11 protein-coding genes are annotated in these 17,565 nt (G+C 43.1%); all 11 read left to right on the top strand.

The window, feature by feature from the left end:
• Positions 1–165: 165 nt before the first annotated feature.
• On the top strand, positions 166–1,941 hold the full coding sequence (locus tag NC99_RS06475) for an L-fucose isomerase (RefSeq protein WP_053181145.1): 1,776 nt from the start codon (positions 166–168) through the stop codon (positions 1,939–1,941).
• 20 nt (positions 1,942–1,961) lie between these two features.
• Complete coding sequence (locus NC99_RS06470; RefSeq protein ID WP_204374924.1) at positions 1,962–3,233, top strand: DUF6786 family protein; 1,272 nt, start codon at positions 1,962–1,964, stop codon at positions 3,231–3,233.
• Positions 3,234–3,239: 6 nt separating this feature from the next.
• On the top strand, positions 3,240–4,661 hold the full coding sequence (gene fucP, locus NC99_RS06465; RefSeq protein WP_053181142.1) for an L-fucose:H+ symporter permease: 1,422 nt from the start codon (positions 3,240–3,242) through the stop codon (positions 4,659–4,661).
• 161 nt (positions 4,662–4,822) lie between these two features.
• Positions 4,823–6,007 (top strand): glycoside hydrolase family 172 protein, encoded by a 1,185-nt coding sequence (locus tag NC99_RS06460; protein ID WP_053181140.1) that lies wholly within the window; start codon positions 4,823–4,825, stop codon positions 6,005–6,007.
• Positions 6,008–6,158: 151 nt separating this feature from the next.
• Complete coding sequence (locus NC99_RS06455; RefSeq protein ID WP_082326344.1) at positions 6,159–9,290, top strand: SusC/RagA family TonB-linked outer membrane protein; 3,132 nt, start codon at positions 6,159–6,161, stop codon at positions 9,288–9,290.
• A gap of 11 nt (positions 9,291–9,301) precedes the next feature.
• On the top strand, positions 9,302–11,110 hold the full coding sequence (locus NC99_RS06450) for a RagB/SusD family nutrient uptake outer membrane protein (protein WP_053181134.1): 1,809 nt from the start codon (positions 9,302–9,304) through the stop codon (positions 11,108–11,110).
• A 116-nt stretch (positions 11,111–11,226) separates the two neighbouring features.
• Positions 11,227–11,637 (top strand): DUF4945 domain-containing protein, encoded by a 411-nt coding sequence (locus tag NC99_RS06445; RefSeq protein WP_053181131.1) that lies wholly within the window; start codon positions 11,227–11,229, stop codon positions 11,635–11,637.
• Between the two features lie 162 nt (positions 11,638–11,799).
• On the top strand, positions 11,800–13,260 hold the full coding sequence (locus NC99_RS06440; RefSeq protein ID WP_053181128.1) for a DUF4185 domain-containing protein: 1,461 nt from the start codon (positions 11,800–11,802) through the stop codon (positions 13,258–13,260).
• Positions 13,261–13,318: 58 nt separating this feature from the next.
• Complete coding sequence (locus NC99_RS06435; RefSeq protein ID WP_053181126.1) at positions 13,319–14,365, top strand: hypothetical protein; 1,047 nt, start codon at positions 13,319–13,321, stop codon at positions 14,363–14,365.
• A 16-nt stretch (positions 14,366–14,381) separates the two neighbouring features.
• Positions 14,382–16,322: a glycoside hydrolase family 172 protein gene (locus NC99_RS06430; protein ID WP_053181123.1), complete on the top strand. Its 1,941-nt coding sequence runs from the start codon at positions 14,382–14,384 to the stop codon at positions 16,320–16,322.
• Positions 16,323–16,328: 6 nt separating this feature from the next.
• A partial coding sequence (locus tag NC99_RS06425; RefSeq protein ID WP_204374923.1) for a hypothetical protein occupies positions 16,329–17,565 on the top strand: 1,237 nt, incomplete at its 3' end.

The following is a 17,565-nucleotide window of genomic DNA, read 5'->3' as shown; positions in this document are numbered from 1 at the left end:
GATTTGGGATGGCGTCATGGTGGCCGGTATCTCCCACAAAAGTCGGATATTTCTTCGGTGGCCTTCTGGTACCAAACCGAACCTCATGCCAAGTTTCCCAAGCTACCAAGCTGGCAAGAACTGGAAGTTAACTAAGAAAAGTAAGTCGAAACAAAATAGATAGAAATGATAAGTAGATTAATAGGAAGTTTGCCAAAAGTCGGAATCCGTCCGGTAATCGATGGACGGGAAAATGGAGTACGGGAATCTTTGGAGGATCAAACCATGGCTTTGGCCAAGGCCGCAGCCCGACTAATTGAAGAGAATCTTAGGTTTCCATCGGGAGAACAGGTGGAGTGTGTGATTTCGAATACGACAATTGGTGGTGTTGCAGACGCGGCACGATGTGCTGATCAATTTGCTCGTGAGGGGGTGGAAGTTTCATTAACCGTAACGCCAGCGTGGTGTTATGGTACCGAAGTAATGGATGCTGATCCGCTAATACCCAAAGCGATATGGGGATTTAATGGCTCAGAGCGACCTGGGGCCGTCTATTTGGCCGCGGCAATTGCAGGTTATAACCAAAAAGGGTTGCCTGTTTTCAGTATTTATGGGCGTGATGTGCAAGATGCAGGAGACAGTTCGATACCTGAGGATGTTGCAAATAAAATCTTGCAATTTGTGAAATCGGCCTTGGCTGTGGCGCAAATGAAAGGGAAGTCATACCTGTCCATTGGTTACACTTCCATGGGAATTGCAGGCTCGATGGTCAATCCGGATTTCTTTCAGGATTATTTGGGAATGCGAACTGAATTTGTGGAATCGGTTGAATTGATTCGTCGTATCGACCGTGGAATCTATGACCATGAGGAATACGAAAAGGCATTGGCTTGGGTGAAGCAAAATTGCCGGGAAGGTTTTGAAATTAATGAAACACCTTACAGTCGCGAAGAGAAAGACAAGCAGTGGGAGATGGTCGTCAAAATGACCCTGATTGCCAAAGATCTCATGCATGGAAACCCGAAGTTGAAGGCGATGGGCTTCGGCGAAGAATCGAAAGGTCATAATGCTATTGCCGGAGGATTCCAGGGACAACGTCAGTGGACTGACCACTATCCGGATGGAGATTTTATGGAAGCGATACTGAATTCATCTTTTGACTGGAATGGAATTCGCCAGGCTTATGTTTTTGCAACGGAGAATGACAGCTTAAACGGGGTTTCCATGCTGTTCGGACATCTACTGACCAATACGGCCCAGCTGTTTTCGGATGTCCGCACTTTTTGGAGCCCGGAGGCGGTTAAACGAGTTACCGGGAAAGAACTGACCGGACTGGCCGCCAATGGAATTATTCACCTGATCAATTCAGGTTCAACGACTTTGGATGCAACAGCTCAGCAGCGCGACAAGGATGGAAACCCGGTGATGAAGCCTTACTGGGAGATTACCGAAGACGAAGCTCAAAAATGCCTTGACCACACGCAGTGGTGTCCTTCGAATAAGGGGTATATGCGTGGCGGCGGATTTTCGTCACAATTCAAAACCGCAGGTCAAATGCCGGTGACAATGAATCGAATTAACCTGATTAAAGGGCTTGGGCCTGTTCTCCAAATAGCTGAAGGATGGACTGTCGAACTACCAGAGGACATTCATACTGTTCTCGATAAACGTACAGATCCTATTTGGCCAACAACTTGGTTTGTTCCCCGGATATCAGGAACTGGCAAGTTTAAGGATGTTTATTCGGTAATGGCTAACTGGGGAGCTAATCACGGTGCTATTTCTTATGGTCATATTGGTGCTGAGTTGATTACGCTGGCATCAATGCTGCGAATCCCTGTCTGTATGCATAATGTTTCGGAGGATCAGTTATTCCGTCCTGCAACATGGAATGCCTTTGGAAGTGATCCCGAAGGCTCAGATTACAGGGCATGCACAAGTTTTGGACCTTTATATTCATAGCAACTTAAAGTCCAGGAAGTATGAATTATTCAAAAAGTAATAGCGTAAAGCAAGCGGCGTGGATGTCATTGTTGGTTTTTGCAGCCGCTTGCACCTCTACAGGAAATAAAAACGTGAAGCAAGTGGAAGATAAATTAAATGATTATACGAAAGGGACGTACGGTTATGATGTGACTTTTTTTGAAACCCGGAATATTGAAACCATTGAGTTGACCGATGACGAGGCACAGGCTTCGATCCTGCTAATCCCTGACTATCAGGGGCGAGTGATGACCTCATCCTCTAACGGGAAAGAAGGCAAAAGCTATGGATGGATCAACTACGATTTGATAGCTTCGGGCGAGATCAATCCGCAGTTTAACCCTGTTGGCGGCGAAGAGCGCTTTTGGCTGGGGCCTGAAGGTGGACCACATTCCATCTATTTTGCCCAGGGAGACGAGCAGGTTTTTGAAAACTGGCTGGTACCTCCGGTGCTGGATACGGAGCGGTTTGAGGTGAAGGAGCAGGAAAGCCAGTCGGTTGTATTTACAAAAGATACCCGGCTGACCAACGCATCGGGAACCGAGTTTCAGGTGGGAATTAGCAGAAAAGTTTCGCTACTTAGCCGCTCTGATCTTTCCAGTTTGCTCGGGCTTGATGTACCGGAGGGCTACTTTGAAGTGGTAGCTTACCAGTCGGAGAATACCATCACCAACCACGGAGAAAATCCATGGATCAAGAAGGATGGTCTGCTTTCTATCTGGCTATTGTCGATGTTTAACCCTTCGCCAACAACAACCGTTTTTATCCCTTACAACCAGGATGTGGACGGAACAATTGTGAATGACGAGTATTTTGGCAAGGTGCCATCCGATCGTTTGATTGCGGAAAACGGAACTGTCTTTTTTAAGATTGATGGAAAGTACCGTAGCAAAATTGGTATTCCTCCGGGTAGAGCGAAAGAATTGTGCGGAAGCTATGATTCAGAACAAAACATCCTGACGCTACTCTGGTGCTCGCTTCCCGATGAACCAAAAGTCTATGTGAATTCCAACTGGGGTGAACAAGACGATCCTTACGCCGGCGACGTGATTAACTCGTATAATGACGGTCCGGTAGAAGATGGATCCATTATGGGCCCTTTCTACGAGATTGAAACCTCATCTCCGGCGGCGGCGCTGCAGCCCGGCGAATCGCTCACGCACACGCAACGGATTGTTCATATTCAGGGTGAAAAGGAAGAGCTGGCTAAGATTGTCAACAACTTGTTTCACCTGAACCTTTACACGATCGAATCGAAATTCAGTAATTAACAGTCGATGGAAAAAGCACCAATTATACCGCGGGGAATTGTTTGGCCCTTCATCCTTTTGACAACCCTGTTTTTTGCCTGGGCATTGCCTAATAACCTGACCGACACGATGTTGGCAGCTTTTAAGCGAATCATGAGTTTGACTGATTCGAAAACCGCCTGGATTCAGGTGGCCTGCTACCTGCTGGGCTATGGTTGTTTCGCCATTCCGGCGGCCTTGTTTATCAAGCGTTACACCTACAAGTCGGGGGTAATGCTTGGCCTTGGTATGTATGCGGCAGGTACCTTCCTGTTTTACCCGGCCATGCAAATAGCCGGCTGGAACATCAACGTTGGGTTTTTAATGTTTTTGCTGGCGATTGTTATTCTTTTTGCTGGTTTGTCGATTCTGGAAACATCCGCCAATTCATATGTGTGTGCTATCGGGCCGGAGGAAACCGCCACCCAGCGCCTGAATTTTGCCCAGTCGTTTAATCCTTTCGGCGCGATTACAGGGGTGGTCATCAGTCAGGTGTTCATTTTGTCGAACCTAAATATTTTGAATGCAGATGAGCGGGCACTTTTGTCGCCGGCCGAACTGGCTAAGGTACAGGGTGCTGAACTGAATGCAGTAACCATGGCCTACATGACGGTGGGAGTAGTGATTGTCGGCTTGCTGCTGGCCATTTACCTGACGCGGGTGCCCAACCTGAAGGAAGAAGACAAGAAGTTGGATTTTTCGGGAACACTTAACCGGCTTAAAGCGAACAGGAACTATGTGTGGGGAGTGATTGCCCAGTTCTTTTATGTTGGTGCGCAGATTGCTGTCTGGTCATTTATCATTCGCTACACTATGCAGCAATTGAACCTTGAATCGGTTGTTGCCAGCCTTGGACGGGAAGCCACAACCGACGACATTATTGCAGTGCTCAGAAATCTGGAGCCGCTTTCGGCCGGCTTTTATAACGTGTTTGAGTGGGCGGGATTAGACGCTTTACTTCCGCGAACAGCTGAACAGGCCGGGGCGACTTACTACATTATTTCCTTGGTTTTATTTGTCATTGTTCGCTTCATTAGCACCGGGCTAATGAAATACATTCAGCCCCGCATGCTGTTGACAATACTGGCCTTACTGGCTGTTTTGTGCAGCCTCACCGTCATTTATGCTGAAGGTTGGATGGGCGTTTATGCGCTGATCGGGATTTCCGGCTGCATGTCGCTGATGTTTCCAACAATCTATGGTTTGGGAGTGGCCGGACTGGGCGAAGACATGAAACTTGGTGGTGCCGGCATGGTGATGGCCATTGCCGGGGCTGCTGTATTAACCCAGGTTCAGGGCATTGTTTCCGACCAATCCGGAAGTATCAAGTTGGCTTATTGGGTTCCGGCCCTGGCGTTTCTTTTAATTGCTTATTACGGCGCGGTGGTTTGCCGCAAGAAACAGTCTTAAATTTTTAACAACACAAAAGCATATGCCTATGAACAGAACAATTTGAAATTAAAAAAGCGATTAGCGTCATGTGGCACTAATCGCTCTAAATGCTGCCGGATCTGGCGTGAAAAGCAGCATCAGTAAAAAAAAGAAAAAACAACTTTAAAAATTAGTCAAAAATGAAATTGGTAAAAATCAAATTTACGTTTTTTATTCTTTTTGCTTTGACTCTTTCTGCTTCCGCACAAGAACCGGGAGGAGAAATGTTCGATCTTGCAAAAATTAAATCAGGAATAAAAAACCAACGAATCTCAAGCACCGACCCGACCGGAGGAAACCGTGACCACCTGGAACCCTTTAAACCCGGTGAAAAAAGAACAATTGCCACGATTGAAGGTACAGGAATAATAAATCATATCTGGATCACCATTGCTCCGCCTCCCGGTGAGCTAAGTCGCAACGATATCATTTTACGAATGTATTGGGATGGGAATGATTATCCTTCCGTGGAATCTCCAATCGGACCATTTTTCGGACAAGGATGGGATGAGCGGTATAATTATGCCTCTTTCCCCCTTTCGGCTGGACCGGAAAACGGAACCGGAATGTCAAGCTACTTTGTTATGCCTTTTGAAAAAGGGGCGAGGATAGAGATTGAAAATCAAACCGACAAAACGATCAACGCTTTTTATTTTTATGTTGACTATTTTGAAATGGGATCGTTACCCGAAAATATGGGACGTTTTCATGCCTGGTATAACCACAACCTAACTCCAGCACTTCCTGAAGGAGAAACAGAGTGGGCGCTTACCGGAGCTCAACGGCCAAACAAAGGAGGAGAGCAAAACTATGTTTTCGTCGAAACTAAAGGGAAGGGGCATTTTGTAGGTGTGAACTATTACGTACATTCTCCGACACCCATGTGGTATGGAGAAGGAGATGATATGTGGTTTATTGACGGTGAGAAAACACCCTCACTAATAGGCACCGGAACCGAAGACTTTTTTAATACATCGTGGTGTCCAAAAGAACCTTTCTCGCATCCGTATTTTGGTTATCCTCGTGTAAATAACGATATCGGATGGCTCGGACGAACGCACGTGTACCGTTTCTTTATTAATGATCCTATCTTTTTTGAGAGGGAGGTAAAAGGGACCATTGAGCATGGGCACAATAACAATCTTACCTTGGATTTGGCCACGGTTGCATATTGGTATCAGGATGAAGCAGCGAAACTCCCGGCAGCACCTTCGAAAGCACAAAGGAAACCGAAACCATTCATTAATCATATGGATATGCATCGGTGGCGTGATGCATGGAGAAAAGCAAAGGGAAATGATCCCAGGCTATGGGGAAATGAGTGAAAAAATTCAATTGCCACTGGTCAATATGCCATAGCAGAGAGAACAAGTCCCTTGAAATACTACATGTCTAACATCATCACTATGCAAAACTAACTAAAATGATAAATAGAGTACATTTCTAATCTAAATGGATAAAATTAACTCAAATTTTATGAAAAAATCGCAAATTATAATATGCAGAATGCTTCTTGTCATCTTTTTATGTATAGGAAACACTACGTTAGCATCGGCGCAACCGGTACAAAAAGTTGCCGGACGTGTAATGGATGCAAATGGCGAACTCCTTGTTGGAGTAAATGTCTATATTAAGGGAACTACGATAGGTACGGCAACCAATGCAGAAGGACGTTACGAGATAGGTGTACCTTCTGAAAATGCAGTCTTAGTATTTTCTTTCATTGGAAATAGAACAGTAGAACAGCCACTTAATGGCGAATCAGTTATAGATGTAGTAATGGAGGCGGATGCTGCGATGCTTTCTGAAGTGGTGTACATAGGATATATGACCCAGAAGAAAGCAGATATGACAGGGTCTGTTTCAATAGCGAAATCCGAAGATTTGGAAAAAAATCCTTCAGCCAATGCAATGAGGTCTCTACAAGGTAAGCTTTCAGGTGTACACATTACTACAAATGGAGGCAACCCGGCAGAAGGTGTTAACATTCAGATCAGAGGACTTTCATCACTCTCTGGTGCCGTTAAACCTTTGATTGTTCTAGATGGAATGCCGACTGAAAATCTTAACCTTCGAGATATCAACTCAGGAGATATTGAATCCATCCAGGTCCTGAAAGATGCTGCTTCAGCGAGTATATATGGAGCACGTGCATCCGGAGGTGTTATTCTCGTTCAAACAAAAAAGGGAAAAGAAGGAAAAACAACCGTTGAGTATAAGGGCAGTGTTTCGTTTAATACAATTCGAAACAAGCCAACTCTGATGGATGCAGAGCAATATGGGATTGCGGCTTTTAGAGCCCAGGCATACGATGAAGAAGTGTATGGCACGGCTATGTCGCTGCCAACTACCTACGATTTCTCATGGAACAGAGATGAGAATGGAAGACCTGTACTCGATGATGTTAAGGTGGCCGAGTGGCTGAACTCTGCGCAAACCGTTCCAGGAGCAGACACAGACTGGATGGATGAAATTCTTCGTACAGCAATTACAACAAACCACCAAGTGACCGTTTCGAGTGGTTCTGACAAGAGTAAGAGTTTGTTCTCATTGGGCTATTACGATAACCAGGGAACGCAGATTCATACATTTTTCAGACAATATTCAGTGCGTGCCAACTCAGAATACGACCTCATTAAGAACCATTTAAAAATTGGAGAGAATCTGGCTGTATCCTACTTGCAGTACAGAGATCAGAACGAAACCCGCTGGGCTATGATTAATCCTCCAGCAGTACCTGTTTACGATATTGATGGGAATTGGGCTGGTGCCGCGGGGTTCGACGATTTCTCAAACCCGGTTCGTTTATTGACAATGAATAAAGACAACGTAAATAATTTTGTCAAAACAATTGGGAATGTGTACCTCGACCTGCGAATTTGGAAAGGAATTTCCGCACGTACGCAATTTGGAGTTGACTACGGAAGTGCTTACAACAGGGCTGTGGATGGTATTTGGTCAGAAACAGGTGGCAGAAATAGCGACGGGGAAAACTATGTTGGAAGTTATCAGTCTCACTCTTTGAACTACGTATGGACAAACACTTTATCGTATAATCTAAGTGCAGGTAAGCACAATCTGGATGCAGTATTTGGAGCTGAGGCTACAAGATATGTGCAAGAGGGATACTCTGCCAGAAGAGAAGGAGTTTATCTTGAAGATCGTGATTTTGCCCATTTAGGAGTGACCACAGGATCAAAATATTCACTTGGAAGCTCAGCTGACGAATTTACCTATTCTTCACTATTTGGGAAGGTCAACTATGTTTTCGATTCAAAATACTTATTTTCATTTACGTTGCGTCGTGATGGATCCTCACTTTTTGGAGAAGATAATCGCTATGGGATTTTTCCAGCTGCTTCGGGCGGATGGAGAATTAATCGAGAATCGTTCATGAACAACTACGATTTCATTTCAGATCTAAAAATACGTGCTAGCTGGGGAACAAACGGAAGCGTACAAGGATTACCAAGAGGGTATACAACAACGCCATTCACAACCGACTATTTTGGAACATCTTATCCTATCGAAGGAAATGAAACCGGGCAACTTTATTCGGGATACCGAAGAACCTGGTTGGGGAACTCTGATCTCAAATGGGAAACCACATCACAAATAGACTTGGCTGTTGATTATGGTTTTCTTGACCAACGAATATTTGGCTCGCTTGGATATTACTATAAAAGAACGGAAGACATATTAGTTCAGGTTCCATACATCGCAGCAATGGGTGAAGGAGGAGAACCGTGGATTAATGGGGCAAATATGGATAACAGAGGCTTTGAATTCGAAATCACTTTCAAAAATGATCCAATGGCTCCTTTTCAGTATGCTGTCTCTGCCAATGTTGGAACATATAAAACAAAGTTAATTGATCTTCCTGAAAACGTTATAAACAGATATCCAGGCGATGGCATGAATGATTTTGTAATTGGGCGAACTCCAAATATCTTTTACGGGCTTGTTGCTGATGGCATCTTCAAAACGCAAGAAGAAGTGGATGCACATGCTGAACAAACAGGAAAAGCCATTGGTCGTATTCGTTACAAAGATTTGGACGGCAACGGAGTTGTTAATGAACTATATGACAGAACATGGATTGGAATTACTGATCCTGATTTCTTTGGCGGGGTAACCTTCGATTTGAGTTATCACAACTTTGACTTGAACCTATTTTTTCAGGGCGTTTATGGGAATAAAGTAAACAACATTTGGAAACAAGAAAGCGATCTTTGGAACATATCGGTTCCTTCCGGGAAAAATCACCCAACCAGAATACTAGATGCGTGGTCGTTTGATAATCCAAATTCGAATATTCCAGCCATTTCTAATTCAACAACTAACAGCGAGCAAGTGTTTTCGTCATATTTTGTTGAAGATGGCTCATACCTTAAGTTGAGGAATATTGAGCTCGGCTATACTTTGCCAACGAAAATATCCAACAAAATGTATATGCAACATTTGCGACTGTATGCTTCTGCACGAAACGTGTTGACCCTGAAAAAGGGGTGGGGAGACGATCAATATACCAGTTTCGATCCAGAAATGCCCGGCTATGGCTATTTGACTCCATTTTCATTAGCGTTTGGCCTTAATGTTACATTCTAAATTAGAAATCCATGAAAAAGTATAGATTAATAATATTCGCATTTGCCTTTCTTTTTGCAGGAAATAGTTGTTCGAATTTTTTAGAAGTAAATCCAAAGCAGGTTCTAGATGACGCCTTACTAACAAAACCAAGCGATATGGAAGGTTTCGTCACAGCTGCTTATGCCAGAATAACGGATATTCCTTCATGGGATTCCCCATTTTCTCCGTGGTGGTCAGGCTCTCTGCGTTCTGATGATTCCTATAAAGGAGGTGGAGGAACTTGGGATGGTGGAAATGGCTGGGGGTACATGGAAACCTTTGTAAATTTAACACCAAACGGTTGGCCGCTCGATTATCCGTGGTATGTCTCCTACCAGATAATACAACGATGCAATACTGCAATTCAAAAAATGGAAAATATCTCCGAAGACGATTATCCATTAAAAAGTGTTAGAATCGGTGAAGTAAAATTCATCCGGGGCTTTGTCTATTTCAGACTTAAAGAGTTTTTCAAATATGTACCTTACATAGATGAAAATGTTGTTGGAACATCGGCTGAATTTGAAGCCGTTCCCAATAAGGATCACGATCAACCTGACGACATGTACTTATGGGAAAGAATTTTAAACGACTTTAAAGATGCAGAAAGCCGTCTACCCTTGGTGCAAAATGAAAAAGGAAGGGTAAATAAGAATGCAGCAACCGCAATGGTGGCAAGAACATTGATGTTTATGGCATACGAACAGGATGACAGGCATCAGGTTATTAATATTAACAAAGAAAGACTAAACGAAGCATTGGGTTATCTAAATAAATTAACAGACCAAGAAGGAGGAGCGGTTGATTTATGCGATGACTTCGGGGAAAATTTTGTGGCTGAATCTGATAACAACACAAAAGAATCAATCTGGGAAATCCAGTATTCAATTGACGATGGTAGCTCTACAGGTGGTAAAATAAATAGAGGAGAAGGATTGAACCATCCATGGCAGTGGGCTGGCTTTCAATGTTGCGGTTTTCACCACGTAAGCTATACAATGGGAAATGCGTTTAAAACCGGTCCAGATGGATTACCTCTGTTTGATACATACAATGATGACTGCTATGGTGACTACATCAAGAATCCTGATGGAACAGTGAATACGGCTCTTGTCGAAGCAGGCAATAGAGACTATTTTGAAAAGTATAATTTTGATCCTCGTTTTAGTCATACAGCAGGGGTGCCTGGTCACCCATGGAAATACGATCCAGATCTGATCTTTGAAAGCAGAGGAATTCGTAATGGAGCTGAATATGGTTATCTCAAATCATTAAAAGAATTACCACATCCCGATTGTGGATGTTTATTGTACGATGGATGGCAATTCAACTCGATGAATAAAAGAATGATCCGCTATGATGAGGTATTACTTTGGAAAGCTGAGGTTCTTATCCAGTTAGACCGATGGAATGAGTCTCTTGAATTGATCAACAAAATCCGTGAACGCGCAGCAAACAGCACAAGCCGCTTAATAATGGCAGACGGAACACCTGTTATGAATTATAAATGTGAGACCTACCAACCAGGCGTAAACTGTGTTTGGGATAAGGATTTTGCATGGAAAGCACTACAGTGGGAAAATCGCCTTGAACTGGCCTGCGAAGGACGCCGTTTCTTCGACTTACAACGTTGGGGGATTTTGGAAGAAACAATGAATGAATATTTCTCCATAGAAAAAAATAGATTTTATTGGATGGACAATGCACGCTTCACGGCCGGACGCGACGAATTTTTCCCAATACCACAAGCTCAAATGAAATGGGCAAAAGGAAATTATACGCAAAACCCTGGTTATTAGTGTTGAAATATTAAAACAATGGCAATGAAATGAGCATGGAATTCGCAAAAAAGGCATTAATGTCAATTAGTTGACATAGATGTAAATTCCATCTGTTGCCATAAAAAATTAAAAAGATGAAAAATATAGCTAAAGCACTTATTGTAACACTTACCATAGTTCTGTTTACGGGCTGTTACGATAGAGATATTATTGATCTTAAAGAATTCAATCATTCTTTGCCGGAAGTAGAAAATTTGAATTACACGCAACAGGGAAGTGTTGTTACATTAACTTGGCAAATACCTTCAGATATTTCTGCTGATTTTAACAGGCCTTTAGAGGCAAGTATACAAGTGGTAGAAGACAATATTTACAGACAAAAGATCATCGTTGGAAACGAAAATACAACTGCAGACATTACAATCGATACAAGTAAAGAATATCGGTTTGTAGTAAAACTGCTGGGATATCTAACCGACGAAGCAAAAGAAGAAGGTAAACCCGACAGAGTTTATTCTGATGGTCAGGTTATTGAAATCGATTAAATAATAGTCTTTTTCAAATATTATTGAGGGTGTGTCAGAAAATCATTTATCATATCAATTAAGATGGTTGCCATCTGCTATTTGTTATTTTTAAGCATTATTGACACACCCTTATTTTTAAAATTACAAGTACTATAACAATATCTGCAAACTGCTTACATCATGATTTATAATTCTTTAGTAAAAGAAAAAATAAAACCTGGAATTACCTCCGGTAATACACTTTGTATAATTTTATTTTGTTCAGCCCTTTTGTTATTTTCTTGTTCTAAAGACGATGATGACGAGCCTTATCTACCCGTTGATGAAATTGCAGCTTCCGAAACAAATCTTGTTCCTGATAAAGAGACAAAAACAGTAACAACTACACTTACCTTCCAAAACCTTGATGCTATTGATTACATCTCGGTAAAAAAGAATGGTGGAGATAATTATTCTGCAGAAATCGATAAGAGCGAGCTTTCATCCTCTTATTCATTTAAATATGTAATTCAGGAATCCGATCCGGAGGCTTTCAAATTAGTATTGAGTGCCATTTACAAAGACGGAAATAAGTCCAACAACCTTTCTTTGAGTATTGATAACCGTTGGGGATTTTTCATCAGAGGCGTTAACCGCATTGCACGTGTTACAGGAACTCCTATGGCAGACGAAACTTTTCCAAGCCCTAACAACACCGCATTAAATTGGAACCTGGGAGGAACTGACCTCGGTATTATTTGGGAAATGGGACCCGGAAAATACGGGATTTTCTTTGGAGATACTTTCGGAAGAGATTTCAACCCGAATCCTTCCAATCCTGGTCCTAATGGAGGCAGCTGGCGAAGCAATGTGTTGGCTTATTCCGATGACGATAATTTAGAAGATGGCCTTTCGTTTAGTAGCATGGCAACTGACGAAAGAGGAGATGCCCGGGAAATCGTTTATGGCGGGAAAGATGTATCGGGTAACGGCGACTGGACATCTATTCCAACAGCAGCCATCCGTGCCAACGGAATTGATTATGTGCATTATTTTAACATCAGAAACTGGACAGGATGGGTTACCAATTATTCAGGAATGTACAAATCTGTTGACAATGGACAAACATGGACGAAATGCGAGGATGTCTCCTTTTCTTCATACAGTAATTTCGGACAAGTTGGGTATTTCAAAAAAGACGGATATGTGTATATGATTGGTACCCAAACAGGAAGGGACAGTAGTGCAAAACTGGCCCGATTCATTGAATCCGATATCGAAAAGCAGGCTAATTACGAATATTGGAACGGGGCATCCGGCCAATGGCTTACAGGAGATGAAAGCAAAGCTTCGGTAATAATAGATGACAGGGTGGGTGAATTATCGTTCATTTATAATCAAACCCTCGAAAAATGGATAATTGCCTATTTCTCTTCCGACCGGTACAATATAACCATGCGAACAGCAGAAAATATTACCGGGCCATGGAGTGAACCTTACGAGTTAGCTGCTGGTACCGAATATGCGCAGTTATACGGCTCCTACTTTCATCCCTTATCTGTAACAGGCAATAAGTTGTACTTTACAATGTCGATATGGATGCCGTACAATGTTTTTCTGATGAAAGCCGAAATCGCAGATATGGGAGATTTCTCCGATTAATGTTGAACGAAGATTTGATCGACCTTATTGATACATAAAATCCATCAAACCCGAAAAAATGCGTTTGTTTTTAATTTTACTGTTCTCATTTTCAATAGTTAAGTCAGCATCATCCCAAGAGAACCTACCTTATTGGCACCAACTGGCACCTCCTGACACAACCGGAACATGGATACAACCTTCACGGGAAAAACCGGCCATACCTGTGTGGGGACATGTTAATGGAATACAAGTCGGGCTGGCTCCCCTGCCCGGGCCAAGGGGATTGCTGAGGATTTACACACCTTATTTAGACTTAAAACGCGCTGAGGTGATGAACTTCATTGCTCTGGAGCCGATTCCAGAAGGAAGTGAGCATAGGGGGTTATCAGAACTTGAAATGAGCAGCCTTGATGAAGGGAAAAGAGGAAAACGTTTTTGGAGTTCTAACGATTCAACTGCTGTTGTTCCTTTAAAAGAGGACTTTCCGGCAAGAGGAGTAGTAGAAAGCATTAACGGCGAGGAAACGCTATCGCTTTATATTTTTTCAGAACCATTCGATAATGGTGCACGGGTGTATATACGGCTTCGTTTTTTTGAATCGCGCCCGTATGAATTTTCAATATCGACTTACACGTATGAAGGTTCTGTTGATCTGAACTATTTTATCACAACTGCAACAATGGGAAACAAAGCCCGGTTAAGGACACTCTATCTGAAAGATGGGCAAAAATCGGCGCTTGAGATTTGGCCTGAATATAAAGACATTCATTTTACGCCACATCAATATTTCACCCAAAAAGAAATGATAAAAGACAAAAACGGAAGAGCGTATTTTATGGCAAAACCTAACGAAAAAGATTACAGTAAAGCGGTTTACGCGCCAGGCACTGCCGGGCACTGGCAGTACCACGGAAAAGCTGCTACACAATACTGGATAAAAGAAAAACCAAATGAAAATCTTAAAGGACTCGTTAACGCTCGTTTTGCGTATTGGGCAAGTGATGACCCGATACCAGGAGGTATTGCCTTTGAAAATTTTGAGATGAAAGAACCATTCCAAAACGGAGCAACTTTTATCTTTGGAGTTTCACCGAGGAGCCCTGAGGATTTTATTAAGAAGTGAAACAAAATAGTAACTCATGAAAAAAGCTAACATTTTAATTTTATTGACAATTTCATTCTTTGTGTTCTGTTTCAGGGCACAATGTCAGGAACATGCTTACAAATGGGGCAATGAGCTTGAACTACTGAAAAGGGTTGACAAACTACCGACCTACCATACAAATCAATACATAGAACAAGAATCAAGTTACGACCGTACAGGCGGAAACGATGATGGCTTTTCGGGGAAGTATTCCTACATAAGTAAGGAGAAAGAAGGGCTGGTGCTGGCAGAATTTGAAGGGCCAGGAGTGGTAAACAGGATATGGACCCCCACGCCCACAAACGACACCTTGCTGTTCTACTTCGATGGAGAGAAACAACCTCGGCTGAAGATCCGATTTATGGATCTCTTTTCGGGAGAGGTTTATCCCTTTATTAAGCCCATTTGCGGGAACGAGATCGGAGGCTATTACAGCTATATTCCGATTCCTTTTAAGAAATCCTTGAAAATTGTTTTTCAGGGAGAGAGAATCATGTTTCATCAAATACAATATCGGAAATTGTCAGGGATGAACGTGGAGAGTTGGACAGGTAAGTTCTCTGAAGGAGATAAAAAGTTGCTGTCGGAAGTGGCTGGGTTATGGGGCGATATCTCGCCAAAAGTGGACAATTACCGATCCGGATTGTCGGATGATATTCAAACCAAGGAAAAGACATTCAATATAAAGCCAGGTGAAGAAGTGACATTTTTTGACCAACAGACCGGTGGACGGATTGTTGGTTTTGACATAGATGGCGGTACATCATTCGAAGGACGATATAAGGATATCATCCTTTCCGCAAAATGGGATAATGAGCAGGTGGACGCCATCCACGCACCGATAGCCGATTTCTTCGGGTACGCTTACGGACAACCTGCCATGCGAAGTATGGTTATGGGAAGGCAGGGCACAACAAACTATTGCTATCTGCCTATGCCTTTTGATCGTTCTGCGAGCATGAAGCTGATTTACAAACCCAGAGAAGAAGTCCAGCAAAACCCCATGTCGGTGAAGGTAAAAGTTTATTACAATAGCAATAAGCGCAACGTACAGGAAGAGGGAAAACTTTATACGGTATGGAGAAGAGAGCGCCCTGAGATTGGCGAGTTTTATACTTTTCTGCAGACAAAAGGCAAAGGACACTACGTGGGTACCATTCACAGTGCGCAGGGACTTCGTCCAGGTATGACACTTTTCTTTGAAGGAGACGATTCAACTTATGTTGATGGCAAAATGAGGCTGCATGGGACCGGCTCTGAAGATTATTACAGCGGGGGATGGTATGCGCTGCTCGATCGATGGGATAGAGGAATCAGCATGCCTTTGCATGGATCGCTTGATTACTCTTTGCCAATGAACCGAACCGGTGGCTATCGGTTTTTTCTTTCTGATAAAATGCCTTTTGAAGAAGAAATCTATCACGGCATGGAACACGGCGAAGTCAACAATAATTTTCCTGTAGATTATACTTCTGTGGCATTTTTTTATGCCGATCGGCCGCTGGAAGAACGAATGGAGCCAACAGCAAAGTTGAGAGAAGTCTATTTGCCCACAACACATGTTTATTTTCCACAGTTGATGGAGATCACGCTTGAAAGAGGAGTGCAGGTTATCCTTGACAGGGGGCTTGGTATCACCTCTTTTGGAAAAGGTGCCGTGCGGGTGACGTTGACCGATGTGCCGGAAGGCAGGTACAGGGTTCTACTCAATTTCCACGAGGGACCTAAAGGCGCAGATTTCCAGATTTGGCAACGTCAGAATCAGCTATCCGACTGGATATCGACAAAAGCAGCTGCTGATGGTTACCGGGAGAAGGTACACGTGGGGGATTTGCAGCTTACCGCTCAAACAAATTCAATCACGGTACATGTACGTGATAACGGAGATGCCAACTTGTTCGAGCTCACTTTAATTACACTGGAACGAATAGACTGATTTGTTATGAAGAAACGCTTTTTTATTGCATTGATCGGAATACTGGTTGCGAGCCTTTCAGCCTATTCCGGGGGAAAAGAAACACACACCAGTTTAACAATCGATAGGGAAGCGTTTCTCCCCTTTAATAAGTACATTAACAACATTCAGTATAGTCTTTTGGGCGAAGAAAAAGGCAAAGTTCAGGTACAAACAATCGACAAAAGCACCCTATATATAAAGGTCGTTTTCTCACTGAAAAAGGCAATGCGGCTGGACGATTGGCAAATATGTATAGAGCCTGCTTTCAAGCCCACATTCCACTGGGCGCCGCATCTAACTCCCACTGACGATCACATCATTGCTCAACATGTTTTTCGCTCTCCGGCATTGGTTGTTGCGGATTCGACGCATTCAATGGTGATGATTCCGGATTTGGATATGATGCAACAGGGAACCCCGGCAAGCTGGTATCTGGATATGAACGCCCAAGAAAACCGGCTAACATTAGGCATGAGCGAAAGTGAGGTCGCAGGGCACGTTTTATTCAAACGGGCTCCAGGAGCGAAATATCCGGCTGCAAGCGTAGCGATTGGATTTTACCTGATTTGCTCTGAGGACAACGAAGCAATCTCAAATCCGTTTCGTAAGCCACTTGAATTTATGTGGAACAAATGGGGGCATATCGCATACCAAAACGGAAACCCAATCGGGAACAATGATCCCAAATCATATGTAAATCATACCTACAAGTGGGCGTTCGATTCCTGGTCAGACAATGTATGGCAGGAGTTCGAACTAAATAACAGAAAGGTAGGTGCACCTGTATTTATAGTAAACGTTACACAAAGCCCCAATTATCCGGGAGAAGTTAATGAAAGGGAGTTTCGGTCAATCTGGAACCAGGCCTGGTTCAGTTCGCTGCGATCAGCCGGCGGATTGTTTCGATATGCACGAAGAACAGGCAATCAGGAATTAATGGACAAAGCCTTGCTAACGAAAGAGCTGGCTCTGTCCTTTCCCCGCAAAAGCGGATTTTTCTATGGCCTTATTGGCACCGAAATGCACGAAGTGGAAATTGAAGGCGAAAAATACAACCGCAGCAGAGGCTGGGACACTTATTATTGGGGAAATTCAAACAGAAATCCATATACATGGGACCCTCGCAAGTCACCGTTTCACGTGCTGGATATGAGCTGGACCTCTTTATTAATGTTACGGTGGTACGATGAGTTGGAAAAAGACGAGCGTTTGCTTCAATATG

Origin of the sequence: Sunxiuqinia dokdonensis (assembly GCF_001270965.1) — a bacterium.
GTDB classification, from domain to species: Bacteria; Bacteroidota; Bacteroidia; order Bacteroidales; family Prolixibacteraceae; genus Sunxiuqinia; species Sunxiuqinia dokdonensis.
Note: the sequence above shows the minus strand (reverse complement) of the source record. Positions and strands in the feature narration are given on the sequence as shown.